At 64.7% G+C, this 24153-nt stretch carries 26 protein-coding genes; 19 read left to right on the top strand and 7 right to left on the bottom strand.

The annotated features are described in order from the left end of the window. Positions 1 to 81: 81 nt before the first annotated feature. The 9 genes from R1T45_RS04955 (at position 82) to cobJ (ending at position 9230) form a co-directional block, all read left to right on the top strand. Positions 82 to 765, top strand: a complete 684-nt coding sequence (locus R1T45_RS04955) for a CbtA family protein (RefSeq protein ID WP_317390284.1) — start codon at positions 82 to 84, stop codon at positions 763 to 765. A gap of 11 nt (positions 766 to 776) precedes the next feature. Then, complete coding sequence (locus R1T45_RS04950; RefSeq protein ID WP_317390283.1) at positions 777 to 1274, top strand: hypothetical protein; 498 nt, start codon at positions 777 to 779, stop codon at positions 1272 to 1274. A gap of 72 nt (positions 1275 to 1346) precedes the next feature. Further along, positions 1347 to 1721 carry a DUF1636 family protein gene (locus tag R1T45_RS04945; RefSeq protein ID WP_120352043.1) on the top strand — a complete coding sequence of 125 codons (375 nt, stop codon included), beginning with the start codon at positions 1347 to 1349 and terminating at the stop codon, positions 1719 to 1721. Continuing rightward, positions 1718 to 2752, top strand: coding sequence for a cobalamin biosynthesis protein CobW (gene cobW / locus R1T45_RS04940; RefSeq protein ID WP_317390282.1), 1035 nt, complete (start codon positions 1718 to 1720; stop codon positions 2750 to 2752). Before R1T45_RS04945 ends, cobW begins: the two co-directional genes overlap by 4 nt. Positions 2753 to 2758: 6 nt before the next feature. Continuing rightward, positions 2759 to 6001 (top strand): cobaltochelatase subunit CobN, encoded by a 3243-nt coding sequence (cobN, locus tag R1T45_RS04935; protein WP_317390281.1) that lies wholly within the window; start codon positions 2759 to 2761, stop codon positions 5999 to 6001. Further along, a complete protein-coding gene (gene cobG / locus R1T45_RS04930) occupies positions 5998 to 7146 on the top strand; it encodes a precorrin-3B synthase (RefSeq protein ID WP_317390280.1) in 1149 nt (382 codons plus the stop codon). The genes cobN and cobG overlap by 4 nt, the downstream gene beginning before the upstream one ends. Continuing rightward, positions 7136 to 7765, top strand: a complete 630-nt coding sequence (locus R1T45_RS04925) for a precorrin-8X methylmutase (protein ID WP_317390279.1) — start codon at positions 7136 to 7138, stop codon at positions 7763 to 7765. Before cobG ends, R1T45_RS04925 begins: the two co-directional genes overlap by 11 nt. Before the next feature lie 2 nt (positions 7766 to 7767). After that, complete coding sequence (gene cobI, locus R1T45_RS04920) at positions 7768 to 8499, top strand: precorrin-2 C(20)-methyltransferase (protein ID WP_317391037.1); 732 nt, start codon at positions 7768 to 7770, stop codon at positions 8497 to 8499. Next, positions 8496 to 9230 carry a precorrin-3B C(17)-methyltransferase gene (cobJ, locus tag R1T45_RS04915; RefSeq protein ID WP_317390278.1) on the top strand — a complete coding sequence of 245 codons (735 nt, stop codon included), beginning with the start codon at positions 8496 to 8498 and terminating at the stop codon, positions 9228 to 9230. The genes cobI and cobJ overlap by 4 nt, the downstream gene beginning before the upstream one ends. On the opposite strand, the gene R1T45_RS04910 is transcribed toward cobJ, so the two are convergent. Further along, positions 9206 to 9955, bottom strand: a complete 750-nt coding sequence (locus R1T45_RS04910) for a cobalt-precorrin-6A reductase (protein ID WP_120352302.1) — start codon at positions 9953 to 9955, stop codon at positions 9206 to 9208. The genes cobJ and R1T45_RS04910 overlap by 25 nt on opposite strands. On the opposite strand from R1T45_RS04910, the gene R1T45_RS04905 reads away from it, so the two are divergent. The 7 genes from R1T45_RS04905 to cobF are packed head-to-tail and all read left to right on the top strand — an operon-like array spanning position 9954 to position 15380. Then, entirely contained in the window at positions 9954 to 11135 is a 1182-nt protein-coding gene (locus R1T45_RS04905) for a bifunctional cobalt-precorrin-7 (C(5))-methyltransferase CbiE/decarboxylating cobalt-precorrin-6B (C(15))-methyltransferase CbiT (RefSeq protein WP_317390277.1), read from the top strand. The genes R1T45_RS04910 and R1T45_RS04905 overlap by 2 nt on opposite strands. Beyond that, complete coding sequence (locus R1T45_RS04900) at positions 11132 to 11509, top strand: cobalamin biosynthesis protein (RefSeq protein WP_317390276.1); 378 nt, start codon at positions 11132 to 11134, stop codon at positions 11507 to 11509. The genes R1T45_RS04905 and R1T45_RS04900 overlap by 4 nt, the downstream gene beginning before the upstream one ends. Next, complete coding sequence (gene cobM, locus R1T45_RS04895) at positions 11506 to 12291, top strand: precorrin-4 C(11)-methyltransferase (RefSeq protein ID WP_317390275.1); 786 nt, start codon at positions 11506 to 11508, stop codon at positions 12289 to 12291. Before R1T45_RS04900 ends, cobM begins: the two co-directional genes overlap by 4 nt. Then, positions 12288 to 13610, top strand: a complete 1323-nt coding sequence (locus R1T45_RS04890; RefSeq protein WP_317390274.1) for a cobyrinate a,c-diamide synthase — start codon at positions 12288 to 12290, stop codon at positions 13608 to 13610. The genes cobM and R1T45_RS04890 overlap by 4 nt, the downstream gene beginning before the upstream one ends. After that, positions 13610 to 14335, top strand: a complete 726-nt coding sequence (gene cobA / locus R1T45_RS04885) for a uroporphyrinogen-III C-methyltransferase (RefSeq protein ID WP_317390273.1) — start codon at positions 13610 to 13612, stop codon at positions 14333 to 14335. The genes R1T45_RS04890 and cobA overlap by 1 nt, the downstream gene beginning before the upstream one ends. Next, a complete protein-coding gene (locus tag R1T45_RS04880; protein WP_132443870.1) occupies positions 14332 to 14634 on the top strand; it encodes a DUF1636 domain-containing protein in 303 nt (100 codons plus the stop codon). Before cobA ends, R1T45_RS04880 begins: the two co-directional genes overlap by 4 nt. Continuing rightward, the gene (cobF, locus tag R1T45_RS04875) at positions 14631 to 15380 is read left to right on the top strand and encodes a precorrin-6A synthase (deacetylating) (RefSeq protein ID WP_317390272.1); all 750 of its coding nucleotides are present in this window, start codon (positions 14631 to 14633) and stop codon (positions 15378 to 15380) included. Before R1T45_RS04880 ends, cobF begins: the two co-directional genes overlap by 4 nt. A gap of 3 nt (positions 15381 to 15383) precedes the next feature. Here the strand turns inward: cobF and arfB are convergent, their stop codons facing one another. From arfB to R1T45_RS04845, 6 genes are all read right to left on the bottom strand, one after another. Beyond that, entirely contained in the window at positions 15384 to 15806 is a 423-nt protein-coding gene (arfB, locus tag R1T45_RS04870) for an alternative ribosome rescue aminoacyl-tRNA hydrolase ArfB (RefSeq protein ID WP_067939814.1), read from the bottom strand. Between the two features lie 331 nt (positions 15807 to 16137). Continuing rightward, positions 16138 to 16758: a queuosine precursor transporter gene (locus R1T45_RS04865; RefSeq protein WP_317390271.1), complete on the bottom strand. Its 621-nt coding sequence runs from the start codon at positions 16756 to 16758 to the stop codon at positions 16138 to 16140. A gap of 64 nt (positions 16759 to 16822) precedes the next feature. Further along, entirely contained in the window at positions 16823 to 17737 is a 915-nt protein-coding gene (locus R1T45_RS04860; protein ID WP_317390270.1) for an esterase-like activity of phytase family protein, read from the bottom strand. Continuing rightward, positions 17710 to 18654 (bottom strand): penicillin-insensitive murein endopeptidase, encoded by a 945-nt coding sequence (gene mepA, locus R1T45_RS04855; protein ID WP_317390269.1) that lies wholly within the window; start codon positions 18652 to 18654, stop codon positions 17710 to 17712. Before mepA ends, R1T45_RS04860 begins: the two co-directional genes overlap by 28 nt. Next, positions 18651 to 20024, bottom strand: coding sequence for an MFS transporter (locus R1T45_RS04850; protein ID WP_317390268.1), 1374 nt, complete (start codon positions 20022 to 20024; stop codon positions 18651 to 18653). Before R1T45_RS04850 ends, mepA begins: the two co-directional genes overlap by 4 nt. Before the next feature lie 104 nt (positions 20025 to 20128). Then, positions 20129 to 20707 (bottom strand): acyl-CoA thioesterase, encoded by a 579-nt coding sequence (locus R1T45_RS04845; RefSeq protein WP_132443864.1) that lies wholly within the window; start codon positions 20705 to 20707, stop codon positions 20129 to 20131. 132 nt (positions 20708 to 20839) lie between these two features. Here R1T45_RS04845 and R1T45_RS04840 point away from each other — a divergent pair, with 132 nt between their 5' ends. From R1T45_RS04840 to yaaA, 3 genes are all read left to right on the top strand, one after another. After that, a complete protein-coding gene (locus R1T45_RS04840) occupies positions 20840 to 21127 on the top strand; it encodes a YggT family protein (protein WP_067622549.1) in 288 nt (95 codons plus the stop codon). A gap of 109 nt (positions 21128 to 21236) precedes the next feature. Then, positions 21237 to 23282, top strand: a complete 2046-nt coding sequence (recQ, locus tag R1T45_RS04835; RefSeq protein ID WP_317390267.1) for a DNA helicase RecQ — start codon at positions 21237 to 21239, stop codon at positions 23280 to 23282. A gap of 30 nt (positions 23283 to 23312) precedes the next feature. Further along, the gene (gene yaaA / locus R1T45_RS04830; RefSeq protein WP_317390266.1) at positions 23313 to 24092 is read left to right on the top strand and encodes a peroxide stress protein YaaA; all 780 of its coding nucleotides are present in this window, start codon (positions 23313 to 23315) and stop codon (positions 24090 to 24092) included. Positions 24093 to 24153 lie beyond the last annotated feature (61 nt).

The following is a 24153-nucleotide window of genomic DNA, read 5'->3' as shown; positions in this document are numbered from 1 at the left end:
CCGCATCTTGAGGCTGGGTGATGTCCTCGGTCCGCTTTTTGCGTGGCGCCGAGCTTCATTTCGCATCTAAGGATCATTGCGATGTTTTCACGTTTCCTGACCTCTGCACTTTTTGCAGGGGCGTCTGCCGGGCTGCTGACGGGCCTGTTGCAACTCTATTTCGTGCAGCCCGTGCTGCTTCATGCCGAACTTTATGAGACCGGCGCACTGGTGCATTTCGGGGCCGATGTGGTCAGCGCGCATCCCGATCTGCCCGGTTTCGATGCCGTCCGCGACGGGCTGAGCCTGATCTTCACCATGCTGACCTATACCGCCTATGCGCTGATCCTGCTCGCCGCGATGAGCTTTGGCGAAGAGCGCGGTGCGGTGATTGATGGCCGCCGGGGCATCCTTTGGGGTGTGGCGGGCTTCGTCGCTTTCCACCTCGCGCCGGGGTTCAGCCTTGCGCCCGAGGTGCCCGGCGTGGCCGCGGCAGACATCACCGCGCGGCAGATCTGGTGGTTCGCCACGGCGGGGGCGGCGCTGGTGGCGCTCTGGCTGCTGGCCTTCGGCAAGGGTTGGGCCGCATGGATCGGCGCGGCGGTGTTGCTGTTGGCCCCGCATGTCGTCGGTGCACCCGAGCCCGACAGCTTCAGCGGCCCGGTGCCCACTGAGATCGGCGCGCTTTTTGCCGCCCGCGCACTTGGTATCGGCCTTGCCGCATGGGTTCTGCTGGGCAGCTTCGCCGGGTACTTTTGGCAACGTGAAGGCGCGCGTAGCGCCTGAGGGAGGTCAAGATGGACAGATCACTGGCACTATTCGCCATCGGATTGGTCTTTGGCGGTGGCATTGGTTTTGCCATCGCCGCAAGCAACGGTGTGACCTTCGACGGCCATGACCATGGCGACCCTGCCGCCCATGGCGGGATGGACCACGGCGGCGCAGACCACGCACGTATGCACGGCCAGCCTATCGCGCTTGCCGCCGAAGACGCCCCCAGCCTCGCGATCCGCGTGACACCTGACCCAATGTCAGGCCATAACCTTTACGTAGAGACCGAAGGCTTTGCCTTTGCCCCGCAAAACGCCAGCGGGGACAACCAACCGGGCGAGGGCCACGCCCATGTCTATATCAACGGCACCAAGATCGGGCGGCTTTATGGCCCGTGGCTGCATCTGCCTGATCTGCCCAAGGGCGAGGTCACCGTTGAGGTCACGCTCAATGCCAATGACCACCGCCCCTTGGTGGTAAACGGTGCGCCGATTACCGCGCGCGAGGTGCTGACAGTTGAATAATCGCCCCGCTTCCCCTTTTCATAACGGGCCGGAGCGCATACCCGGCACGCATAACCCGATGGGACCAGATCAATGAGCACGACCCTACATGTCTGCATGACCTGCCGCGCAGGCGAGGTGCTGGAGGAAGACGCCCCGCGCCCCGGCGCGCAGCTTCACGCCGCCCTTGACGCCACAGGTGCGCCCGAGGGCGTAACAATCGTGCCGGTGCAATGTCTTTCCGCCTGTTCGCAGGGCGCCGCCGTGGCGCTCTCTGCGCCGGGCAAATGGTCCTATGTTTATGGTCGTCTGACCAAGGAAGACGCCGCCGACATCCTTGCCGGTGCCGCCGCCTATGCCGCCACCGAAGACGGGTTGGTGCCATGGCGCGAACGCCCGGTCATCTTTCGCAAGCAAAGCCTTGCGCGTATCCCCCCTTTGACCCTGCCGCAGGAGCCTTCCGCATGAGCGATCTCGCCAAAATTCCCGTTACCGTCATCACCGGCTTTCTCGGCGCTGGTAAAACCACACTGATCCGCCACCTGATGACCAATGCAGGCGGGCGTCGCCTTGCCGTGTTGGTCAATGAGTTTGGCACCGTGGGTGTGGATGGCGACATCCTGAAATCCTGCGCCATCGACGATTGCCCGGCTGAGAATATCGTCGAGCTGGCCAATGGCTGTATCTGCTGCACCGTGGCGGATGACTTTATCCCGACCATCGAGGCGCTGATGGCCCTGCCGACCCGCCCCGATCACATCCTGATCGAAACCTCCGGGCTGGCCTTGCCGAAACCACTGCTGAAAGCCTTTGACTGGCCCGCGATCCGCTCGAAGATCACCGTCGATGGAGTCATCGCGCTGGCCGATGCCGAGGCCGTGGCCGCGGGCACTTTCGCCGCTGATGTCGCCGCCGTAGATGCGCAGCGTCTGGCCGATGACAGCCTTGACCACGAAACCCCGCTCTCTGAGGTTTTCGAAGATCAAATCTCCTGCGCCGATATCATCTTGATGTCCAAGGCCGATCTGGCCGGTCCAGAAGGGCTCGCCAAGGCACGCAAGGTGATCGAAGACGAAAGCCCGCGCGAGATTCCGATCCTTGAGATGACCGAGGGCGTGATTGATCCCAAGGTCGTGCTGGGCCTCAACGCCGCTGCCGAAGACGACCTCGCCGCGCGCCCCTCGCATCATGATGGCCACGACGATCACGAGCATGACGATTTTGAAACCGTGGTGATCCCGATGCCGGAAGTGGCGGATGTCGATGCACTGGTGGCTTCAATCGAACGGCTTGCGCGCGAACAGAACATCCTGCGCGTCAAAGGCTATGTCGCTGTCGAGGGCAAACCGATGCGCCTGTTGGTGCAGGCCGTGGGCGCGCGGGTGCGTCAGCAGTTCGACCGCCCATGGGGCAGCGACCCGCGCGCGGGGCATTTGGTGGTCATCGCGGAACATGACGACATCAACCTCGCCGCGATCCGCGACGTATTGGGAGCCTAACCGCGCATGCATGTCGTCTTTCGCGAAAGCCACGGGTTGGAGGATACCGACACCCCCTATGATCCGGGCCAAACGCCCGCCGATCTTGTGGTGCTGTCGTTTTCCGACAGTGACCTTGGCGCTTTCGCGGCAGGCTGGCATCGCGGTGGCGGCAAGGAGGGCAAGCTGCCCTCCCTGCGGTTGTGCAACCTTGTGGCGCTGCGGCATCCTGCATCGGTCGACAACTACATCGAACAGACGTTGACCGGGGCCAAGGGCATCCTGATCCGCCTCATCGGGGGCGAGAACTATTGGCCCTACGGCATCATGCAGGTCCAAGATTTCGCCCGCCGGAATGACATCGCACTGGCCGTGCTGCCCGCCGATGGGCGCGAAGACCCGGGGCTGGACGCGCATTCAACGCTGCCTGTCTCTACCCTGCGCCGTCTTGCGCATCTATGTGACGCGGGCGGGCCAGTGGCGGCGCAGGCCGCACTTGCGCAAATGGCGCTGGCGGCGGGGTTCTATGCCGGGCCGGTGATGGGCACGAAAACGGTGCCCGACTGCGGCTACTACGACCCTGACCAAGGTGTTGTTTCCTTCGCTGATGCGGCGGGCGACACGGTTGCTATCACCTTCTACCGCAGCTACCTGCTGGCTGCCGATACCGCGCCCGTCGATGCGCTGATCCGCGCGTTGCGTGCGGCGGGGCTGAACGCCATTGGGCTGTTCGTCCCTTCGCTGAAATCCGATCCCGCGCGGGCCTTTTTGGACGATGCATTGGCGGCGATGAAGCCTGTCGCAATTATCAATGCCACCGCCTTCTCGGGGCGCGGTGATGACGGCACCTCCCCACTCGACGCACCGGGCTGCCCGGTATTTCAAGTGGCACTTTCAACCGCGCGGCGGCGTGATTGGGACGAGAGCGAGCGCGGTCTTTCGCCCGCCGATCTGGCCATGCATGTGGTCTTGCCTGAGGTGGATGGCCGTATTTTCACCGGCGTCGTCAGTTTCAAAAGCCCCGAAAAACGCGACCCCGATCTGCAATATTCCCGCTTTGCCCACCGGGCCGAGGATGCCCGCATCGCCGCCGTGGTGGCGCGTGTGCTGGGCTGGCATCGTCTGGCGCAGACCCCTGCGGACGCGCGCAAACTGGCACTGGTGCTCTCGACCTATCCGGGGCGGGACGATCAACTGGCCCACGCGGTCGGGCTCGATGCGCTGGCCAGTGTCGAAGACATGCTGATGCGTCTGGCGGGCGAGGGCTATAGCGTCACGCCGCAGATCGGTTTTGGCCGCAGCCTCACCGAACAGCGCATCTCTTGGCCGCTTGCCGACTACCACGCCGCCTTGGCCAGCCTGCCACAGACGCTGCGCGATGACCTTCGCGACGCATGGGGCGCGGTTGAGGATGATCCGCTGGTTCAAGATGGCGCGTTCCACTTCGCCGCGCAAACCTGCGGCAACGCGCTGGTCGCGCTGCAACCGGAACGCGGCGATCTGCAAGACCGCGAAGACAGCTATCACGACCTCGCTCGCACCCCGCGTCATTCCTATGTGGCCTTCTACCTCTGGCTGCGCGCGCAGGGGCACCACGCGTTGGTGCATATCGGCGCGCATGGCACGCTGGAGTGGCTGCCGGGCAAGGCAGTGGCCCTGTCAAACGATTGTTGGCCCGAGGCGCTGACCGGTGATATGCCGGTGATCTATCCGTTTATCGTCAACGATCCCGGCGAAGCGGCACAGGCCAAGCGGCGCATCGGCGCGGTGACCTTAGGCCATCTTCCACCCCCGTTGAAAGACAGCGAAACGCCCGAAGGGCTGTTGCGTCTGGAACGGCTGCTGGATGAATATTCCACCGCCGATGGGCTCGACCCCGCGCGCCGCGACCGGCTGGTCGACACGATCCGCGCCGAGGCGCAGGCGGCGGGGGTCGAAGATGACCTTGGCCTCGATGCTGCCAGTTCCTCGGCCGAGGCGCTGACCCGCATTGACCGTTTCGTCTGCGACATCAAGGAGAGCCAATACGGCGATGGCCTCCACATCTTTGGCGCGGGAGAGGGCGAATGGGATGGGCTGTTGACCGCGCTTGCGGGGCGGCGCGTCACCTCTGGCCCATCGGGTTCGCCCTATCGCGGGCGGTCGGATGTGCTGCCCACGGGGCGCAACCTCTATGCCGTCGATCCGCGCGGCGTGCCCAGCCGGGCCGCCCATGCGCAGGGGGTGAAACTGGCTGAGGAACTGCTCAGGCGGCATTTGCAGGACAACGGCGACTGGCCGCGCGGGCTGGTGATTGACCTTTGGGGGTCCGCCACCATGCGCACCGCGGGCGAAGAAGTCGCTATGGCCATGCATCTCGCGGGTCTTGCGCCGAAATGGGACGACGGCAGCGAGCGCGTCTCGGGCTTTGAGGTGTTGCCGCTGACCTTGCTGGACCGTCCGCGCATCGACGTGACGCTGCGCATTTCAGGTCTGTTCCGCGATGTGTTTCCGGGGCTGGGACAGATCTTTGAAGCCGGATCCGCAGCACTGGCGGAGCGTGAAGAAGCGCCCGATATGAACCCCTACCTCACCCGCACCCCGCGCGTCTTCGGCCCCAAGCCCGGCCTTTACGGCGTGAACATGGAAGCAGCCTTGCAAGACTATTCCGACGCGGGCCGCGCGGCGGCTGGGGAGGCGTGGCTGAGCGGATCAGAGTGGGCGATCAACGCCCAAGGCGAAGCGCATCAGGACCGCGCCGCGCTGGAGGCGCAGTTGCACCGCGCCGATGGCTTTGCCCATGTGCAGGACTTGGCCGAAAGCGATATCCTGCTCGCGTCGGACTATGCCAGCCACGAAGGCGGTTTTGCCGCCGCGATGGCGCATCTGGGTGCGCAGAAGCCCGCGATGTACCACCTTGACCACACCCGCGCAGGCAGCCCCCGCGCGCGGTCGATGCCCGAAGAAATCGCCCGCGTCGTGCGCGCCCGTGCCGCCAACCCCGGCTGGGCCAGCGGCATGATGCGCCACGGTTTTCGCGGCGCGGCAGAGGTGGCGGCGACGCTCGACAACCTCGCCGCCTTTGCGCATCTGACGCGCGAAGTGCCTGCGCATCTCTTCGACCTTTATTTCGACGCCACGCTGGGCCGCGACGATCTGGTGGCCTTTCTGGAGGCCGAGAACCCCGCCGCTTTGCAGGCCATGCGCGACCGTTTCGCAGCCCTTCGAGACGCAGGGCTTTGGGTGACGCGCCGCAATTCGATTTCGGCCAACTTGGACGGGGTGGAGTGAGCGTTGCACCCGTCATCAAGGGCTGGTGCCCCGGCGCGCTGCGGCCAATGCTGTCGGGTGATGGGCTGGTGGTCCGCCTCCGGGTGCCGCAGGGGCGGTTGACCCCGGCTCAAGCGCGCGGCGTGGCAGAACTGGCGCTGCGTTATGGCAACGGGATGCTCGACCTGTCGAACCGGGGCAATCTGCAACTGCGCGGGATTGATCCCGAGCGGCGTGAGGGGCTGATCGAAGCGCTTCGTGCGCTAGCATTGATTGATGTGAATGAGGGGGCTGAACGGCGGCGCAACCTCATGGTGATGCCCTTCTGGCAAGCGGGCGATGATACGGATCATCTGACCCAGCAGTTGACCGCCGCTGCGCAGAGCCACGCGCTGCCCGCTGTCTCCAGCAAATTCGGCTATGCGGTCGATGCCGGGGCGCAGCCGGTGTTGCAGGCAGACCCCGCCGACATTCGATTTGAGCGGGCGGCGGACGGGCGGCTTTTGCTCTGCGCTGAGGGGGCGGAGATGGGAAAGCCCATCTCCCGCGATACCGCCGTGACCGAGGCCATCGCTTTGGCCGCATGGGTTCGCGCGCAGGGTGCCACCCGTGCCGCCCGCGCATTAGAGGCGGGGGCGACCTTACCTCCCGGTTTCGACCATCCCCGCCAAAGCGCCCTCAGCACTCCGACGCTCGGCCTTTATCCGGCGGGGGCGCTGGTCGCCTGCGCTTTTGGTCAGATGGACGCGGAAACGCTCACCGCCCTTGCCGACCTCGGCCCTTTGCGCCTGACCCCGTGGCGGATGGTGCTGATCGAAGGTGCCACCGAACTCCCCGACTTGCCTAGCCTTATCACCGATGCCGCCGACCCGCTCTTGCGCGTTGTCGCCTGTATCGGCGCGCCCGGTTGCGCACAGGGCCGGGGAGAGACGCGCGGGCTGGCGCGGCGCCTTGCTGCCGTGGTGCCAAAGGGGCAACGCCTGCATGTCTCGGGCTGCGCCAAGGGCTGCGCCGCGCCGCGTGCCACAGACATCACCCTGACCGCCACCGCGCCAGCGCGCTATGACCTCATCCAAGAGGGTCGCGCCGATGCCCCACCTGACCTGCGCGGGCTGTCCCCCGCCGCCATCGCCTCTTACCTTAGAAAGTCCGCCGATGCCCCATAGCTATATCACCGACGGTGCCGAGATTTACCGCCAGTCCTTTGCCACCATCCGCGCCGAGGCGGCGCTAGAGCGCTTCACCCCCGAAGAAGAGATCGTCGCCGTGCGCATGATCCACGCCGCGGGTATGGTCGGGCTGGAGGAGCACATCCGCTTTTCCGAAGGCATGGCCGTGGCCGCGCGGGCGGCGCTGGAAGAGGGCGCGCCGATCCTCTGCGATGCCTATATGGTCAGCGAAGGCATCACCCGCAAACGGCTTCCGCGCGAGAATGAAGTGATCTGCACCCTGCGTGACCCGTCGGTACCGGATTTGGCGGCGAAAATGGGCAACACCCGCTCCGCCGCTGCGTTGGAACTGTGGCGGCCCCATTTGCAAGGCGCGGTGGTGGCCATCGGCAACGCGCCGACGGCGCTGTTTCACCTGCTCAACATGCTCGAAGACCCCAAGTGCCCGCGCCCGGCGGCAATCATCGGCTGCCCGGTGGGGTTCATCGGCGCGGCGGAATCGAAAGAGGCCTTGATGCAGGATCTGCCAGTGCCGTCGATGATCGTGCAGGGACGTTTGGGCGGCTCGGCGATCACCGTGGCGGCGGTAAACGCGCTGGCAAGCAGGGTGGAATGAAGATGGGCAAGGTTATCTGCGCGGGCCTCGGCCCCGGCGACCCGGAACTGATGAGCGTTAAATCTGACCGTGCCATTCGCGGCGCGCGGCATCTGGCGTATTTCCGCAAGAAAGGTCGCGCGGGCCAAGCGCGCCGCATCGTTGAGGGGATGCTGCGCGACGATGTCGTGGAATATGCGATGGAGTATCCCGTCACCACCGAGTTGCGCTTCGATTCGCCCGAGTATCGCGCCCAAATGGTCGCCTTTTATGCCGAATGGGCAGATCGGCTGGCGGAATTGTCCAAAGATCACGAGGTGGTCGTGCTGTGTGAGGGCGATCCCTTCTTCTACGGCTCTTTCATGCATCTGCACACCCGGCTTCAGGGCCGCGCCGAGGTTGAGGTGCTGCCCGCGATCCCCGGAATGGTGGGCTGCTGGAACGCGCTGGATACGCCCTTCACTTGGGGTGATGACGTGATGACTGTGCTGATGGGCACTTTGCCTGAAGTCGAATTGACCGATCACATGAAACGTGCCGATGCGCTAGTGGTGATGAAGACGGGCCGCAACCTGCCAACCGTGCGCCGCGCACTGGCGGCGGCGGGCAAGCTGGACGATGCATGGCTGGTGGAGCGTGGCACCATGCCCGATCAGCGGGTGGCGAAACTCACTGAAGTGGCGGACGACGACTGCCCCTATTTCGCGATCGTCTTGGTCCATGGCCAAGGCCGCAGGCCAGAGGCGGAGGCATGAGCGGCATTCTCTATATTGCGGGCCTCGGCCCCGGTGACGACACATTGGTAACGCCCGAGGTGACCGAGGCGCTGGCGCAAGCCACTGACGTTATCGGCTATATCCCCTACGTCGCCCGCGTCGCCCCGCGCGACGGGCTGACGCTGCATCCCACGGACAACCGGGTGGAGCTGGACCGCGCGACCCATGCGCTGCAATTGGCACAGGCTGGTGCGCGGGTGGTGGTGGTGTCTTCGGGTGATCCGGGCGTCTTTGCCATGGCCTCGGCGGTGTTCGAGGCGGTGGAGCGGGATCCGGCGTTCGAGAGCGTCGACATTCGCGTGCTGCCCGGTATCACGGCGATGCTGGCGGCGGCAGCGCGGCTCGGTGCGCCCTTGGGTCATGATTTCTGTGCGATCAACCTCAGTGATAATCTTAAGCCTTGGACGATGGTCGAGCACCGTCTGCGGATGGCCGCGCGGGCGGATTTCGCCATGGCCTTCTACAACCCGCGCAGCAAGTCGCGGCCGCATCAATTCGCCGAAGCGCTGGAGATTCTGCGCGCCGAATGCGGGCCGGATCGGCTGATCACCTTTGCTCGCGCCGTTACCACACCCGACGAGGCGTTCAATACCGTCACATTGGGCGAGGCCACACCGGAAATGGCGGATATGCGCACCGTGGTTATCGTCGGCAATTCCGCGACGCGCCGGGTCGGACGCTATGTCTATACGCCGCGCAGCGCGGTATGATGTAGCCAATGCATCACCTCGGTCACATCATTGGCGGCCACCTCGCCCGGCAGGTCGGGCCGGTCGGCCAAGATCACCGGCAGGCCAAGCGCGCGGGCGGCATCCAGCTTGGCCCGCGCGCCGGAGCCACCGGCGTTCTTGGCGACCACATGGGTGATCGCATGGGTCTGCATCAATGCGGTATCCCCCGCCACGTCGAACGGCCCGCGGGCCAGCACGACCGTCGCCCGTGGCAGCGGCAGCGGATCTTGCGGCGGATCGACGAGGCGCAGCAGGTAGCGGTGCTGCGGTTTCGCGGCAAAAAGCGCCAGTTGCTGCTTGCCGATGGCCAGAAACACCCGCGCCGGGCTGTCGGGCAGGGCGGCGGGCAGATCGGTGATATCGGGTACAAAGGTCCAATCGTCGCCCTCCTGCGGCTCCCACGGGGGACGCTCAAACCGCACCAGCGGCAGGTCTTGTCGGGCGCAGGCGACAAAGGCATTGTTGCTCATGCCTGCAGCAAAGGGATGGGTGGCGTCGACAACATGGGTGATCGCCTCGGCATTAAGGTACGCCACCAGCCCGGCCACGCCGCCAAACCCGCCGACGCGGGTGGGCAGGGGCTGGGCCACCGGACTGTCGGTGCGTCCGGCATAGGAAAACACTGCGTCGATCTCGGCTTTGACCAAGGCGCGCGCCAGGGCGCTGGCTTCGGTGGTGCCACCCAAAAGAAGGACGCGCATAATGGGTGATCCTTGGCTCAGCATCATCGGAATGCCCGACGATAGCGCGGATGCCTTGCCCCCGGCAAGCCGCGCGGCGCTGGCTGACGCTGAGGTAATCTTTGGTGGGCCGCGTCATCTGGAGCGGACAGACGCAGGCACGCGCGGGCGGGCGTGGCCGGTGCCTTTCTCAGTCGAGCCGGTGCTGGCCGAGCGCGGCAGGCGCGTGGCGATGCTGGTCTCGGGCGATCCCTTTTGGTTCGGCGCGGGCGGCAGCATCGTCGGTGCACTGGAGCCCAGCGAATGGCGCAGCCTGCCCGCGCCTTCGACATTCTCGCTGGTGGCCAATGCGCTTGGCTGGCGGTTGGAGGAGGTCAGCTGGCACGGTCTGCACGCGGCACCGCTGGCGCAATTGCGCGGTATGTTGCGTCCCAAAGGGCGGATGATCTGCCTGCTGCGTGATGGGGATGCGCCTGCGGCATTGGCACGCTTCCTCTGCGAACAGGGCGCAGGTATCGCGCAAATGCATGTGGCCGAACGGCTCGGCGGCCCCGATGCGCGGCTGCGCACGGTACGGGCCGACGGGTTTGATCTGACGGATGTGCAGGCGCCGGTAGCGGTTGGGGTGGAACTGCCCGAAGGCATCGGCCTGCCGCGCACCCCCGGTCTGCCGGATGATTGCTTTGCGAGCGACGGCCAAATCACCAAAGCGCCGGTGCGGGCGCTGACGCTGTCGGCCCTCGCCCCCCGGCCCGGAGACTTGCTGTGGGACATCGGAGCAGGCAGCGGCTCGGTCTCGGTTGAGTTCTGTCTTGCCGGTGGCCACGCCATCGCATTTGAACAACACGCCGCCCGGGTGGAGAATATCACCCGCAACATCGCAGATTTCGGGTTGAACGCCCGGATGCAGGTCACCCACGGCCGCGCGCCGGAGGTCTGGGCGGGGCATCCCTTGCCCAATGTCGTTTTCATCGGTGGCGGCGGCAACGTGGCGCTTTACGATGCCCTCCTGCCTGCGCTACCAGCGGGCACGCGGCTGGTCGCCAATGGGGTGACCCTGGAAACCGAAGCGCTTTTGGCGCAGCTTCACGCGGCGCATGGGGGCAGTCTTTTGCGGATCGAACTGGCGCAAGCGGCACCTTTGGGCCGGATGCGTGGCTGGCAGCCGCTGCGGCCCGTGGTACAATGGAGCGTGACACTATGAGGATGGCCGGGATCGGATTTCGGGGCGCGGCAAGCGTGGCGTCTTTGCGCGATGCTTTGGCACGGGCCAACCCCGAGGGCCTCAAGATCGACGCGCTGGTGACCGAGGCGGCCAAGGCCCGCGCCACCGTGTTTCGTGACTTTGCGCAAGAGTTGCGCGTGCCGGGGCTGGGCATCACCACCGAGGATTTGGGCCGCATGATCACACCCACCCAATCAGCGCGGATCGAAGACCGCTTTGGCACCGGGTCGCTTTCCGAAGCCGCCGCATTGGCCGCTGCCGGACCGGGAGCCGTATTGGTTGCCGAGCGCGTCGTTTCGGGCGATGCCATGGCAACTGCGGCGATTGCCGAGACGAAAGGAAAAACACCGTGACTGTACATTTCATCGGAGCAGGCCCGGGGGCGGCGGACCTTATCACCCTGCGCGGGCGCGATCTGATCGCGGCCAGCCCCGTCTGCCTTTATGCCGGATCGCTGGTGCCCGAAGCGCTGCTGAGCCATTGCCCCGAGGGCGCGCGGATCGTCAACACGGCGCGTCTGTCGCTGGACGACATCATGGAAGAAATTGCAGCCGCCGATGCCGCAGGGCATGACGTGGCGCGGCTGCATTCTGGCGATCTGTCAGTCTGGTCGGCGATGGGCGAACAATTGCGCCGCCTGCGCGAGATGGGCATCGCCTATGACGTGACGCCGGGGGTGCCGTCCTTTGCTGCCGCCGCCGCCGAATTGGGGGCCGAACTGACCCTACCGGGCGTGGCGCAATCGGTGATCCTCACCCGCACCTCGGGACGCGCCACCGCGATGCCCGAAGGCGAAACGCTCGCCAATTTTGCCCGCACCGGGGCGACGTTGGCCATCCATCTGTCGGTCCATGTGCTCGATAAGGTCGTCGAAGATCTGACCCCGCATTACGGCGCTGACTGCCCTGTCGCTGTGGTCTGGCGCGCAAGCTGGCCGGATCAACGCATCGTCAAAGCGACGCTTTCAACCCTGCGCACCGAGGTAGGCGAAGAAATAGCCCGCACGGCGCTGATCCTCGTGGGCCGCGCTCTCGGCGCTGAGGATTTCGGCGAAAGCCGCCTTTACGCCGCTGATTATGACCGCCGTTTCCGCCCCGTCGGGGCTGAGCCGCGCTTTCCGGAGACCTCTTCATGATCCCCCCCGGCCTGCTGATTTCCGCCCCCGCTTCCGGCACGGGCAAAACGACCCTGATGCTGGGCCTGCTGGCCGCGCTGCGTGCCGAAGGTGTCGCGGTGCAGCCGTTCAAGAGCGGACCGGACTACATCGATCCGGCCTTTCACACGGCGGCGTCGGGGCGGGCGTCGTTCAACCTTGATAGTTGGTCGATGGACCGCGCGCGGATCGAAGGGCTGGTCGGCAATGCCGATGGGGCTGAATTGATCCTTGGCGAAGGGTCGATGGGGCTGTTTGACGGTGTGGCCAAGCCGGGCGCCTGTGGCAATGGCGCCAGTGCCGATGTCGCGGCGCTGATGGGCTGGCCGGTGGTGCTGGTGCTTGATGTGTCGGGTGCGGCGCAGTCGGTCGCGGCCACGGCGCTTGGCTTTCGCGAGATGCGGCCAGATGTAACCCTCGCAGGCGTGGTGCTGAACCGCGTCGCCTCCCCCCGGCATGAAACCTTGGTCCGCGCGGGGATGGAGGCTGTGGGCATTGAGGTTTTCGGCGCGCTCCCACGCCGGGTCGAGATCGAAATGCCCGAGCGTCACCTTGGATTGGTGCAGGCGGGAGAGCAGGAAAACCTGCCCGATCTGTTGGGGCAGGCGGCAGCCTTCGTCGCCGCGCATGTCGATATCCCCGCGCTTCGGGCCGCCGCGCGGGGCACCTTGCAGAACCCGCCTGCGCCCACAAAGATCACCCCGCCCGGACAGCGCATTGCGCTGGCGCAGGACAACGCTTTTGCCTTTGTCTATCCACATTTGCTGGCGGGATGGCGGGCGGCGGGGGCGGAGATTCTCCCCTTCTCCCCGCTGGCCGATGAGGCCCCCGACGACAGCGCCGACTGCTGCTGGCTACCCGGCGGCTATCCTGAGCTTCATGCAGGCAAGCTTGCCGCCGCTGTACATTTCCGCAAGGGGCTGCGCGATTTTGCCGAGACGCGTCCCGTGCATGGAGAATGCGGGGGCTATATGGCGATGGGCGCAGGCATCATCGACAAAGAAGGCACGCGTCACGAGATGGCAGGGCTTCTGGGGTTGGAGACCTCTTTCGCCAAGCGCAAGATGCATCTGGGCTACCGTCAGGCCGATCTTAACGCGCCGATCCCCGGCCATTCCGCGCGGGCCGAACTGCGGGGCCATGAGTTCCACTATGCCACGATCCTTGCAGAACCCGATGCACCGCTGGCCCGCATCACCGACGCCAATGACCTTGAGGTGCCCGAGACTGGCTCGGTGCGTGAGTTCGCGGGCGGCGGGCGTGCCACGGGGACGTTCTTTCACATGATTGCGGCGCTGTGATGGGGGGCTTTGTTTCCTTCGTCTCCTCCGGTCCGGGTGATCCGGAACTGCTGACCGTCAAGGCGGTGGCGCGGTTGCAGGCGGCTGATGTGGTGTTGTTCGATGACCTGAGCGCGGGCCCGATTTTGGAGCACGCGCGGCCCGATGCGGACCTGATCGGGGTGGGCAAACGGGCGGGGCGCGCCTCGCCCAAGCAAGACCATGTGAGCCGGGTCTTGGTCGATCATGCTCAGGCCGGGCTGAAGGTCGTGCGGTTGAAATCCGGTGACAGCGGCATGTTCGGGCGGCTGGAAGAAGAGATTATCGCGCTGCGGGCCGCCGGTATCCCTTTTGAGATCGTGCCGGGTGTCACCGCCGCCTCAGCCGCCGCCGCGACCGCAGGCATTCCGCTGACCCGCCGCATGACGGCGCGGCGCGTGCAGTTCATCACCGGCGCGGATGTGACCGGAGAGTTGCCCCATGACGTGAACATGGCCGCCTTGGCCGATCCGATGGCGACCACCGTGGTCTATATGGGCAAACGCACCTTTGCAGGCCTCGCCGCGCGGCTGATCGAACACGGGTTGCCCGGCGCCACGCCCGCGCTGCTGGCCGAGGCGGTTTCGACCCCGGCGGAGAAGGTGCAGCGCTTTACCATCGAAACTCTGGCGCGCCATTTGGAGAGCGCCAGCAGCACCACGCCCGCGCTGATCTTTTACGGGCCGTTGGCTGAGTTTGAGGCGTGAAAGTCTTCGTTTGCACCTCTTGCACCGACGATGGCGGCTTTCTGGACGTGGTCCGCGCCGGATTGTCTGACGTGGCGGTCGAGGGCATCGACTGTATGTCAGGCTGCACACGGGCGCAGACGGTTGCCTTTCGCGCGCCGGGCAAGGTGGCCTATCTGTTCGGAGAGATCACGGAAGCCGACATGGATGATCTGCGCCGCTTCGTGACGCTCTATGCCGCCTCTTCTGATGGCACATTCCCCGATGCGCGGGTGCTCGGTGGGCTGCGTTTGAAGGCGATCGCGAGGATACCGGGATGACTGATCTGGAACTGACATTGATCGGCATCGGCACCGGCAACCCTGAGCATCTGACGCTACAGGCGATCCGGGCGATGAACGCGCAAGACCTGATCTTGATCCCGCAAAAGGGCGCGGGCAAGGACGATTTGGCAGGGCTACGGCGCAGTATCTGCGACGAGGTGCTGACCAATGAGGCGGTGCAGATCGTCGGCTTCGACCTACCCGTGCGTGACCCCGCGATTGAGGAGTATCGCGCCCGCGTCGACCAGTGGCATGACGCGATCGCGGATGCCTGGCGCGCGGCAATGGCGCAGCATCCAACGGCGCGGCGGGTGGCGCTGCTGGTCTGGGGCGATCCGTCGCTCTATGACAGCACCCTGCGCATCGCCGCGCGGCTCGACCCGGCCCCACGCATAACCGTGATCCCCGGAATCACCTCCTTGCAAGGGCTGACCGCGTCTCATGCGATCCCGCTGAATGAGATCGGTGCGCCTTTTATGGTGACCACCGGGCGGCAGCTGCGCGATCACGGCTGGCCCGAAGGGGTCGATACGCTGGTCATCATGCTGGATGGCGACTGCGCTTTTCAGACGTTGGAGCCTGCGGGCGTAACGATCTGGTGGGGGGGCTATGTCGGCATGGCCGAAGAGATCATCCGACACGGCCCACTCGCCGAGATTGCCGAAGACATCATCGCCACCCGTGCCGCCGCTCGGGCGGCGCATGGCTGGATCATGGATATCTATCTGCTGCGCCGAGGCTAAGGCTCAGGTATTTGGGTCAACCTTGCCGCGCATTGCCTTAACCTCGCCACGCACCTTCTTGGCCTTGAGACGGCGTTTCTTTGAGCCAAGCGTCGGGCGGGTCGCGATGCGGCGTTTGGGCGGGGTCAGGGCTGTGCGGATCAACTCGGCCAGCCGCTCGCGGACCAACTCGCGGTTGCGGGCCTGACTGCGGGTTTCGTCACATTGCAACACCAGCGCGCCTTCGGTGGTCCAGCGCCGCCCGGCCAAACGGCGCAGGCGGTTTTTGACGGGCTGCGGCAGCGATGGCGAGGTGGCGGCCTCGAACCGCAATTCCACCGCCGAGGAGACCTTGTTCACATTCTGCCCGCCGGGGCCGGAGGCGCGCATGAAGCTTTCGGTCAGCTCCCAGTCGTGAATGGCGATGTCATCGTTGATGTGCAGCATGGGCTCTCCTTGCCCGGTAACATGCCAGTCTGCGCCGTGAGGGTGAAGGGGGAATGCGAAATGGGCCGCTCCTTGCGGAACGGCCCAATCGAATGGTTTCAGGAGGGGGATCGGTTAGACCGATGTCCACCAGGTGGTTGCACTGCCAGGGGCTGCCCTAGCAAGAAACCCCGCTGGCTGTTCCGACACCTCGCTCCAATACCTTTCTTGACACTGGATCACCTCCTTTACATTTGTTGAACTCACCCTGAGCGTTGCACAGGTTTTGAAATTCGCAAAGCGTTTTTTTGGACGGTGCGGCGGCAAGGGGGCGGGCCCCCCTGCGCCGGTATCAAGCGCGGGCGGTCAGCCGTGCGGTCAGCAGCCGGAAGGGGATCAGCGCAACCAGTGCGATGGCCAGTTTCACCGACCAATCCGCCACGGCAAGCGAGACCCAAAGCGGCGCAACGGGGCCTGCGCCCAACAGCGGCAAAGCCTCGGTCGCCCAAGCGACATCGGTCGCGGGGTGGATGAACGACAGGCTGGCCGAGAACGCGATGGAGAAAAACAGCGCCGTGTCGATCGCGCTGCTGATCAGCGTGCTGATCAAAGGCGCGCGCCACCATGCGCCATCGCGAAAACGGCTAAAGATCGTCACGTCCAACAGCTGCGCCACGAGGAAGGCCGAGCCCGAGGCGATCGCGATGCGGACCGTCACTAGCGGGCCGAATTCGCCCATGATCTGTGTCCCAATGAGCGAGCAGATCAACCCGACGACAAACCCCACCAACACGACCCGGCGCGCGGCAGAGGCACCGTAAAGGCGGTTCATCACATCGGTGACGAGGAACGCCAGCGGATAGGTGAAAGCGCCCCAGGTCAGCCATTGGCCAAAGAGGAACTGAACAAGGATATTCGAGGCCACGACGATGGCGGCCATGGCAAGAATGCCGGGGAGATAGGTGCGTGTCATATGTGGACCGTTTTGTGCAAGGGTGCGGCGACTTGGCCTGCGGGGATCGCAGACGGAACGGTCTTTAGCCCTCAACACCCGGTTTGGCAAGGATCAGCTCGACCACCTCATTGCGCTGCATGACGAAGAAGTTGTCGTCCGACAGCAGAGTCAGCCGGGTTTGCCCCGCCGCGTCCTGCCATGTGCTGAGCGCTTCGAGGTTATCATATTGACCGGGGCCGGAGGTCAGCAATGTTACCTCCCCAAGTCCCGGCGCGGTCAGGTCAAAACTGCGGATGCGGCTGCGAAAGCCCAATGGCGTGATCGTCCGCTCTAGCAGATAGAGCGTGCCATCCTCGGCAAAGTCCGCGTCTACCGGCAAGAACGGCCCTTGGCGCGGGATCTTCGCGGCGATTGTCCATGCGCTGCCATCAAAGGCATAAAGCGGGATGGGGCCCGATGTGGGGCCGCCGCCTTCGGGGGCGGCAAAGAGCCGTCCATCGGGATGGGCGGCCAATGTCTCCATCCCCGCGTTCGGCGCGAAGCCAGCGAAGTCGTCATGTCTGGGCAGAGGGGTGGTGACCCCGCTTTCAGGCGCAAGCCGAGCGACGTGGTGATCGTGTTCGAACGAGATGTAGAGTTGCCCAGTGTCGTCAAGCGCCAGCGCTTCGGCATCGCGCATCTGGCCGCGCAGGGCTTTGCCATCGGCTCCTTTGAGCGGGGCGTTTTCCTCAAGCTCAAGCGCCACCAGACGGCCCGCTTCGCGGACCATGCGCGCCTGCACGACGCGGCCCCGGTCCGAGACCGCCGTCAGGCGGGTGCCATCGGCGTTGACCTCGACCCCCGAAAAGCCGCCGAACCACGGGGCCGGGTGGCGCCATGTCAGCACGCTGTCCACCTGCACCACCGGCTCTGTCTGCGCGGCGGGGGCCACGCAGGCAATGAGCAGGAAGAACGGGAGGCAGGCGCGGATCAGTTTGCGTTCAAAACGGCGTTGCATTGGGCAGGCAGGTCCGCAAGCAGGATGTCGCGCTTGGGCTTGGGTTTCGTTTTGGGGGCTGTCGGATCGGGCTTTGGTGGGTTCAGAATATTGGCCTGCCACTGCCGCGCATCGGCGCAGCCGTCACCCGGCGGGGGCGGGGCCTGATCCACACAGCCGCGCGCGCCTGTTGGGCAGGCGATGCGGACGTGGAAATGATAGTGATGCCCGTACCAAGGCCGGATTTTGCGCAGATAGCTGCGGTCGCCCTTTTCATCGGCACACATCTGTACCTTCGCGCCGGGGAAGACGAAGATGCGGGCGGTGCGGGGGTCTTGGGCAGCGGCCTTGACCACCTCGTGATGCGCGGGCGTCCAAGAGGAATTGACATAGGCCCCACTCGCCCGGCGCATGGAGATCGACGAGATGTTCTCGCGCTGCGCCCGGCTGAGGTTGAGGGATTCGGGCGGCAGCATCCAGATATCGGCATCCAGCCCGATCTGGTGGCTGGCGTGACCGGTCAGCATCGGCCCCCCGCGCGGCTGGCTCATATCGCCCACATAGATGCCTTCCCAGCCCGGCTGCTGCGCGGCCTTGCGGCTGAGTTTTTTGACCATGTCGACCATCTCAGGATGGGCCCAGTTGCGGTTGCGCGACAGGCGCATGGCCTGCCAAGTCGGACCCGTCTCGGGCAATTGCTCGGCCCCGGCGAGGCATCCTTTGGAGTAGCTGCCGAAAGCCGCCGAGGATTGCGTGGAGGCAAAGCTTTTGGCGCCAAAGAGCCGCTTGGCGGCGACCGTGCTTAATGCGCCGCCCGAAGAACCGATGGTCGGCAGGGCGACTTTCTCACCACTGATGTCGGTTTCGGTCCGGTCGCCCCCGCAAGACGCCAGCGCAAAGGCCAGTGCCACGGAGGTCAGGGTGCGAAGCAGCGTCATGTGGCGAAATCTCCCTTGGGTTTGACCCACGCTAACAGGATCAAACCGACGATGAAAAGCCCCACGACGGGCGTGATGCCCAGCCGTTGGCTGCCGGTGAGGTCACTGGCCAAGGCAATCAGCGCCGGGGCGAGGAACGAGGTCGCCTTGCCCGACAGCGCGTAAAGGCCAAAAGCCTCGGTCATACGCTCGGGGTTTCCTTGTCGTGTCAGCATGTTACGCGAGGATGCCTGTAGCGCACCGCCCGCCGCCCCGATAGAGGCACCAGCGACGTAGAAGAGGATATCCGGCAGGGCAGACCCCTCAGGCAAAGAAACGCCCATGACAGAATTCGGCCCCAACGAGATGATCAAACAGGCAGTCGCCACAAGGATGATGCAGCAGGCCACGATCACCGGCATCGGCCCGATGCGCCGGTCGATCCGCCCGCCCAGCACGCAGAACACCGCGCCCGAGATAGCGGCAAGGATGCCAAAGATGCCGATCTCTTGGATCGACCAATCCAGCACGCCAAGCGCATAGACCCCGCCGAAGGTATACATGCCATTCAACGCGTCACGGTAAAACATCGAAGAGCCGAGATAGGCCAGCAGCGAGGGATGCTTTGGCAGGCCCCGTAGGGTGCGCGCCAGATCCGACAGACCCGCACCCACGCGGTAGCGTTGCGCTCCGGGTTTCGGCGTGTCGCGCACATAGAGGAAGAAGGGGATCATGAAAACGGCGTACCAGATCGCCGCAAGCGGTCCGACAATGCGGGTGTCGGCCTTGGTCGCCGGGTCCAGCCCGAACAGCGGCGTCAGCCCCGCCATGGTGCGCCCGTTCGCGCCACTTTGAAACAGGGTGATCATCGCGATCAGCGCCAGCACCCCGCCCGCATAGCCAAAGGCCCAGCCATCGCCAGAGATGCGCCCGCGTTCACCCGGGTCGGGGTGCAACTCGGGCAGATAGGCGTTGGTAAAGATCGTGGCGAATTCCATCCCGACCAAGCCGATGCCGAAAAAGAACAATGCCCAAAGCAGAGAGAAATCCGCCGGGGCTGTCCACCACAGGGCGGCTGCGCCGATCACATACATCGCCGAAAACAGCCAGATCCATGGCATCCGACGGCCCGAGGAATCTGCCACCGCGCCCAAGATCGGCGCCAGTATGGCAATCGCGATCCCGGCCAGCGCCAGACCATAGCCCCAATAGGCCTGCGCTTGGGCTTTCGCGGCGGAAAGCTCCATCCCGCCGTCGACCAGCGCGTTGGTCGCGGTTTGGGCGAAATAGGGGCCAAAGATAAAGGTCAGCAGCAGGGTGTTGTAAGGCTGGCTGGCCCAGTCGAAAAAGTACCATCCCCAGATGCGCTTGCGCCCGCCTGTCTGTGCCATGTTGCGCCCCTTCGCGGCCTGCTCTTTTCCAAGTTAGAGCAGGGCGCGGCGCAAGGCGCAAGCGCCAGTCGTGGCGGGGTTGAAACGTTGGGCTGCCGGTCGGGTCAGGCGGAAAGGTGCGGTGCAGCTTCGGGCACGGGCGCGCCGTCTTGCATCGGCGGCCACGGGCGGTGGCTGTCGGCACGGATCCATTCGGCCACCCAGCCGGGCACCTCGGGCGAAGGTTGCTGCCGCCCCATGGCGCGCAGCACCTTTTCCGGCGGGATCAACCCGTTACGATCGGTCACGGCAGAGCGGTAGAGCACATGGCTCGCGCATTCGCCGTTCTTCTTCCACATGGATTGTTCCAGATAGATGAACTTGTCATCCCAGCACAGAGTTCGGCTGCGCATCTCGAACTTCTCAAACATGCGGATGCGGCGGCGGAACCGGGTGCTGGAGCCTGCGATTGTGATTGCCCATTTGTTTTGGCGAAGCAGCGTAATCAACCCGGCACGCTGCGCCATGGCGGTGCGGCCCAGATCATACAGCGACAGCGCCCGCCCGTTGTTCAGCTCCATCCAGATATCGAGGTCATGCGGCCAGCAGATGTGGTGGCTGACATGGGTGTCGGTCAGGTTTTCCAGCGGCGCCTGCCGCGCGGCGACGATGACGTCTTTGGCCATGCGGATGATCGGGAACATGGGGCTTTCCTTTGTCGTGACGGTGCCGATCTGCGGCGGAAGCGCTGCGCGGTCAAGCATATACGTCGCGGCACTCTTGCCCTTTGTGGACGGGGCGCTTAACTGTCTTGCGTCACACCAAGGGGATATTCCATGACGTCACTGTTCCAAATCCTGATGCTGCTTTTGAACATCGTTTGGTTCATCGTCATCGCCCATGTCATCATGTCTTGGTTGATCAATTTTCAGGTGCTGAACCTGCGCCAGCCTTTGGTTGCGCAAATCTGGGACGGGCTGAACCGGATTCTAGAGCCAGTCTATAGCCGCGTGCGCAATGTGATCCCGCCGATGGGTGGTTTGGATCTGGCACCATTGATCGTGCTGATCGTCGTGGCCATCGCGCGGATCGTGCTGACAAACAACGCCGCGGCCTTCTACTGAACCGTGCCAAGCCCGGTCCGCGCGCCCATGTCGCGTGCATCTGGCCTTGTTCACGGTTTGTTAGTGTGGGAGTCTGCATAAAAAGAGCAGACAATCTTACAGGTTCTCCATGACAGGCGCTGCCACGCTTCTTCGTGATGTATTCGGTTTCGACGGGTTCCGCCCCGGCCAGCAAGAGATTGTGGAGGCCGTGACCGAGGGCGAGAACGTGCTTGCCATCATGCCCACGGGCGGCGGCAAGTCCTTATGTTTCCAACTCCCTGCGCTGATGCGCGAGGGGGTGACGGTGGTCATCAGCCCGCTCATCGCCCTGATGCGCGATCAGGTGCGCAGCCTGCAAGAAGCGGGCGTCGCGGCGGGCGCGCTGACCTCGGGCAACACGTCTGAGGAGACCGACGCGGTTTGGGAGGCGTTGGAGGCAGGCACCCTCAAACTGCTCTATATGGCGCCGGAGCGGCTGGCCGCAGGCTCGGCCATGGGCATGTTGCGGCGCGTTGGCGTCAATCTCATCGCCGTAGACGAGGCGCATTGCGTCAGCCAGTGGGGTCATGATTTCCGCCCCGATTACCTGCGCATCGGTGAATTGCGCCGCACGCTGAACGTGCCGCTGGCGGCTTTCACCGCCACGGCGGATGCCGAAACGCAGGTTGAGATCGTTGAGAAACTGTTCGACGGCACCCCGCCGCGCGCCTTCCTGCGCGGGTTTGACCGGCCCAACATCCACCTCGCCTTTGCCGCCAAGAACAAACCACGCGATCAGATCCTGAACTTCGCCGCAGCGCGCAAAGGGCAGTCGGGCATCGTCTATTGCGGCACGCGGGCCAAGACAGAAGGGCTGGCCAAGGCGCTGCGCGATCAGGGGCAAATGGCGCTCCATTACCATGGCGGGATGGAGGCCGAAGACCGCCGCATCGCCGAGCGTCGGTTCCAGCAAGAGGACGGGTTGATCGTCTGCGCCACGGTGGCTTTTGGCATGGGGGTCGACAAACCGGACATCCGTTGGGTCGCCCATGCGGACCTGCCGAAATCGATCGAGGCCTATTATCAGGAGATTGGCCGCGCCGGGCGTGACGGCGCCCCGGCTGAAACCCTGACCCTCTTTGGCCCCGATGACATCCGCCTGCGCCGCAGTCAGATCGACGAGGGGCTGGCCCCGCCCGAACGCCGCGCCGCCGATCACGGGCGGCTCAACGCTCTGCTCGGTTTGGCCGAGGCGCTGGAGTGTCGTCGCCAGACATTGCTGGGCTATTTTGACGAGTCCGAAATCACCTGCGGACGCTGCGACCTCTGTGATACGCCCGCGGATGTGTTCGATGGCACCACGGCAGTGCGCAAGGCGCTCTCGGCCATGTTGCGCACTGATGAATGGTTCGGCGCGGGGCATCTGATCGACATCCTTTTGGGCAACGAGACCGACAAGGTCCGCCAGCGCGGCCACCAATCCCTGCCCACTTACGGCGTCGGCGGCGAATACAGCCGCAATGAATGGCAGGCGGTGTTTCGGCAGATGATGGGGCACGACCTCGTGCGCCCCGATGCCGAACGCCATGGTGCCCTGCGCATGACTGATGCCGCCCTGCCGATCCTGCGCGGTGAGGCGTCGATCAACCTGCGCCGCGACACGATCAAGGCGGCAGGGGCCAATCGCCGACCTGCCGTTAAAGCGATGGTCAGCGATGAAGACGCGCCTTTGCTGTCGGCCCTCAAAGCCAAGCGCCGTGCGTTGGCCGAAGCGGCGCGCGTGCCTGCCTATATCATTTTCACCGATCGCACCCTGATCGAGATGGCCGAGGCGCGACCGCAAAACCTTGATGCGATGGCGCGCATCGGCGGGGTCGGCGCGAAAAAGCTTGAGAACTACGGCGCGGCCTTTCTTGAAGTCATCAACGGCGAGGCACAGCCGATGCATAAGGCCCGGCGCAAGCTCGCGGGGCGTGAAGCGGGCAATGTCTATGACCAGTTGTTGCAGGTGCAGGCCGATCTGGCGCGCGGAGAGCAGGGCACGGAAAAACCGCTGAGTTGTTCTGCGGCGATGCTGGCCAAGGTCGCACAACTGCGCAGCGCTGACAGTTCTGCTATTGAGCGGCTCTTGGGCGACAAACGCGCCGAACGCTTTGGCCCCGCCTTTCTGGACGTTCTGCGCGACGCGGGCTAGATCAGCCCGACACGCCCCAAGGAGACTGCCATGCTCGCCGTTATTTCCCCCGCAAAACGCCTCGACTGGGCCGAGCGCGATGTCGACGTCACCCAACCTGATTTTCAGGAGGATGCGGTGCGGCTGGTGACAACTGCGCGCAATCTCACGTTGGGCGATCTGAAAAAACTGATGGGGCTGAGCGACGATCTGGCGCGGCTCAACCGCGACCGGTTTCAGGCGTTTGAGGCTGAGCCCACCGCCGACACCACCCGCCCCGCCGCGTTGGCCTTTGCGGGCGACACCTATCAAGGGCTAGAGGCCGCGAGCCTAGATGCCGATGAGATGGCCTATGCCCAAAAGCACCTGCGCATCCTTTCAGGTCTCTACGGCGTGTTGCGTCCGCTCGATGCGATCCAAGCCTACCGTCTGGAGATGGGCAGCAAGCTGAAAACCCGGCGAGGTGGCAACCTCTATAACTATTGGCGAGATGGCCTGTCCAAGGCGCTGAACGCGCAGGCGGAGGCGACGGGCAGTGAGGTCCTGATTAACTGTGCGAGCCAAGAATACTTCGGTGCGGTTGACTTGAAGGCTTTGAAACTGGAAGTCATCACGCCGCAGTTCATGGAAGATAAGGGCGACGGCAAGGGGCCGAAAATTGTCAGCTTTTTTGCCAAGAAAGCGCGCGGTGCCATGGCGCGGTATATCGTGCAGCATCGGGTGAATGATCCGCAGGGGCTGCAGGATTTCGACAGCGGCGGCTATGCTTATCAGCCGGGGGCCTCAACGCCCGAACGCCCGGTTTTTGTCCGGCCCTATCCGTCGGCCTGATCCAGGGCGGGGGGCAATGCGCGCGATCCCGCCATTCGCCGCCCGCCGGGCAATTGCTGCG

The sequence above is a fragment of the Sulfitobacter sp. LC.270.F.C4 genome (genome assembly GCF_032922545.1).
Taxonomy (GTDB): domain Bacteria; phylum Pseudomonadota; class Alphaproteobacteria; order Rhodobacterales; family Rhodobacteraceae; genus Sulfitobacter; species Sulfitobacter profundi.
The sequence above is the reverse complement of the archived record's forward strand: the minus strand, read 5'-3'. Positions and strand labels throughout refer to the sequence as shown.

Coding starts and splice junctions, on each gene's coding strand:
- R1T45_RS04955 (WP_317390284.1), top strand. CDS start 82: ATGTTTTCACGTTTCCTGACCTCTGCACTTTTTGCAGGGGCGTCTGCC.
- R1T45_RS04950 (WP_317390283.1), top strand. CDS start 777: ATGGACAGATCACTGGCACTATTCGCCATCGGATTGGTCTTTGGCGGT.
- R1T45_RS04945 (WP_120352043.1), top strand. CDS start 1,347: ATGAGCACGACCCTACATGTCTGCATGACCTGCCGCGCAGGCGAGGTG.
- cobW (WP_317390282.1), top strand. CDS start 1,718: ATGAGCGATCTCGCCAAAATTCCCGTTACCGTCATCACCGGCTTTCTC.
- cobN (WP_317390281.1), top strand. CDS start 2,759: ATGCATGTCGTCTTTCGCGAAAGCCACGGGTTGGAGGATACCGACACC.
- R1T45_RS04925 (WP_317390279.1), top strand. CDS start 7,136: ATGCCCCATAGCTATATCACCGACGGTGCCGAGATTTACCGCCAGTCC.
- cobI (WP_317391037.1), top strand. CDS start 7,768: ATGGGCAAGGTTATCTGCGCGGGCCTCGGCCCCGGCGACCCGGAACTG.
- cobJ (WP_317390278.1), top strand. CDS start 8,496: ATGAGCGGCATTCTCTATATTGCGGGCCTCGGCCCCGGTGACGACACA.
- R1T45_RS04905 (WP_317390277.1), top strand. CDS start 9,954: ATGGGTGATCCTTGGCTCAGCATCATCGGAATGCCCGACGATAGCGCG.
- R1T45_RS04900 (WP_317390276.1), top strand. CDS start 11,132: ATGAGGATGGCCGGGATCGGATTTCGGGGCGCGGCAAGCGTGGCGTCT.
- R1T45_RS04890 (WP_317390274.1), top strand. CDS start 12,288: ATGATCCCCCCCGGCCTGCTGATTTCCGCCCCCGCTTCCGGCACGGGC.
- cobA (WP_317390273.1), top strand. CDS start 13,610: ATGGGGGGCTTTGTTTCCTTCGTCTCCTCCGGTCCGGGTGATCCGGAA.
- cobF (WP_317390272.1), top strand. CDS start 14,631: ATGACTGATCTGGAACTGACATTGATCGGCATCGGCACCGGCAACCCT.
- arfB (WP_067939814.1), bottom strand. CDS start 15,806: ATGCTGCACATCAACGATGACATCGCCATTCACGACTGGGAGCTGACC.
- R1T45_RS04865 (WP_317390271.1), bottom strand. CDS start 16,758: ATGACACGCACCTATCTCCCCGGCATTCTTGCCATGGCCGCCATCGTC.
- R1T45_RS04860 (WP_317390270.1), bottom strand. CDS start 17,737: ATGCAACGCCGTTTTGAACGCAAACTGATCCGCGCCTGCCTCCCGTTC.
- mepA (WP_317390269.1), bottom strand. CDS start 18,654: ATGACGCTGCTTCGCACCCTGACCTCCGTGGCACTGGCCTTTGCGCTG.
- R1T45_RS04850 (WP_317390268.1), bottom strand. CDS start 20,024: ATGGCACAGACAGGCGGGCGCAAGCGCATCTGGGGATGGTACTTTTTC.
- R1T45_RS04845 (WP_132443864.1), bottom strand. CDS start 20,707: ATGTTCCCGATCATCCGCATGGCCAAAGACGTCATCGTCGCCGCGCGG.
- R1T45_RS04840 (WP_067622549.1), top strand. CDS start 20,840: ATGACGTCACTGTTCCAAATCCTGATGCTGCTTTTGAACATCGTTTGG.
- recQ (WP_317390267.1), top strand. CDS start 21,237: ATGACAGGCGCTGCCACGCTTCTTCGTGATGTATTCGGTTTCGACGGG.
- yaaA (WP_317390266.1), top strand. CDS start 23,313: ATGCTCGCCGTTATTTCCCCCGCAAAACGCCTCGACTGGGCCGAGCGC.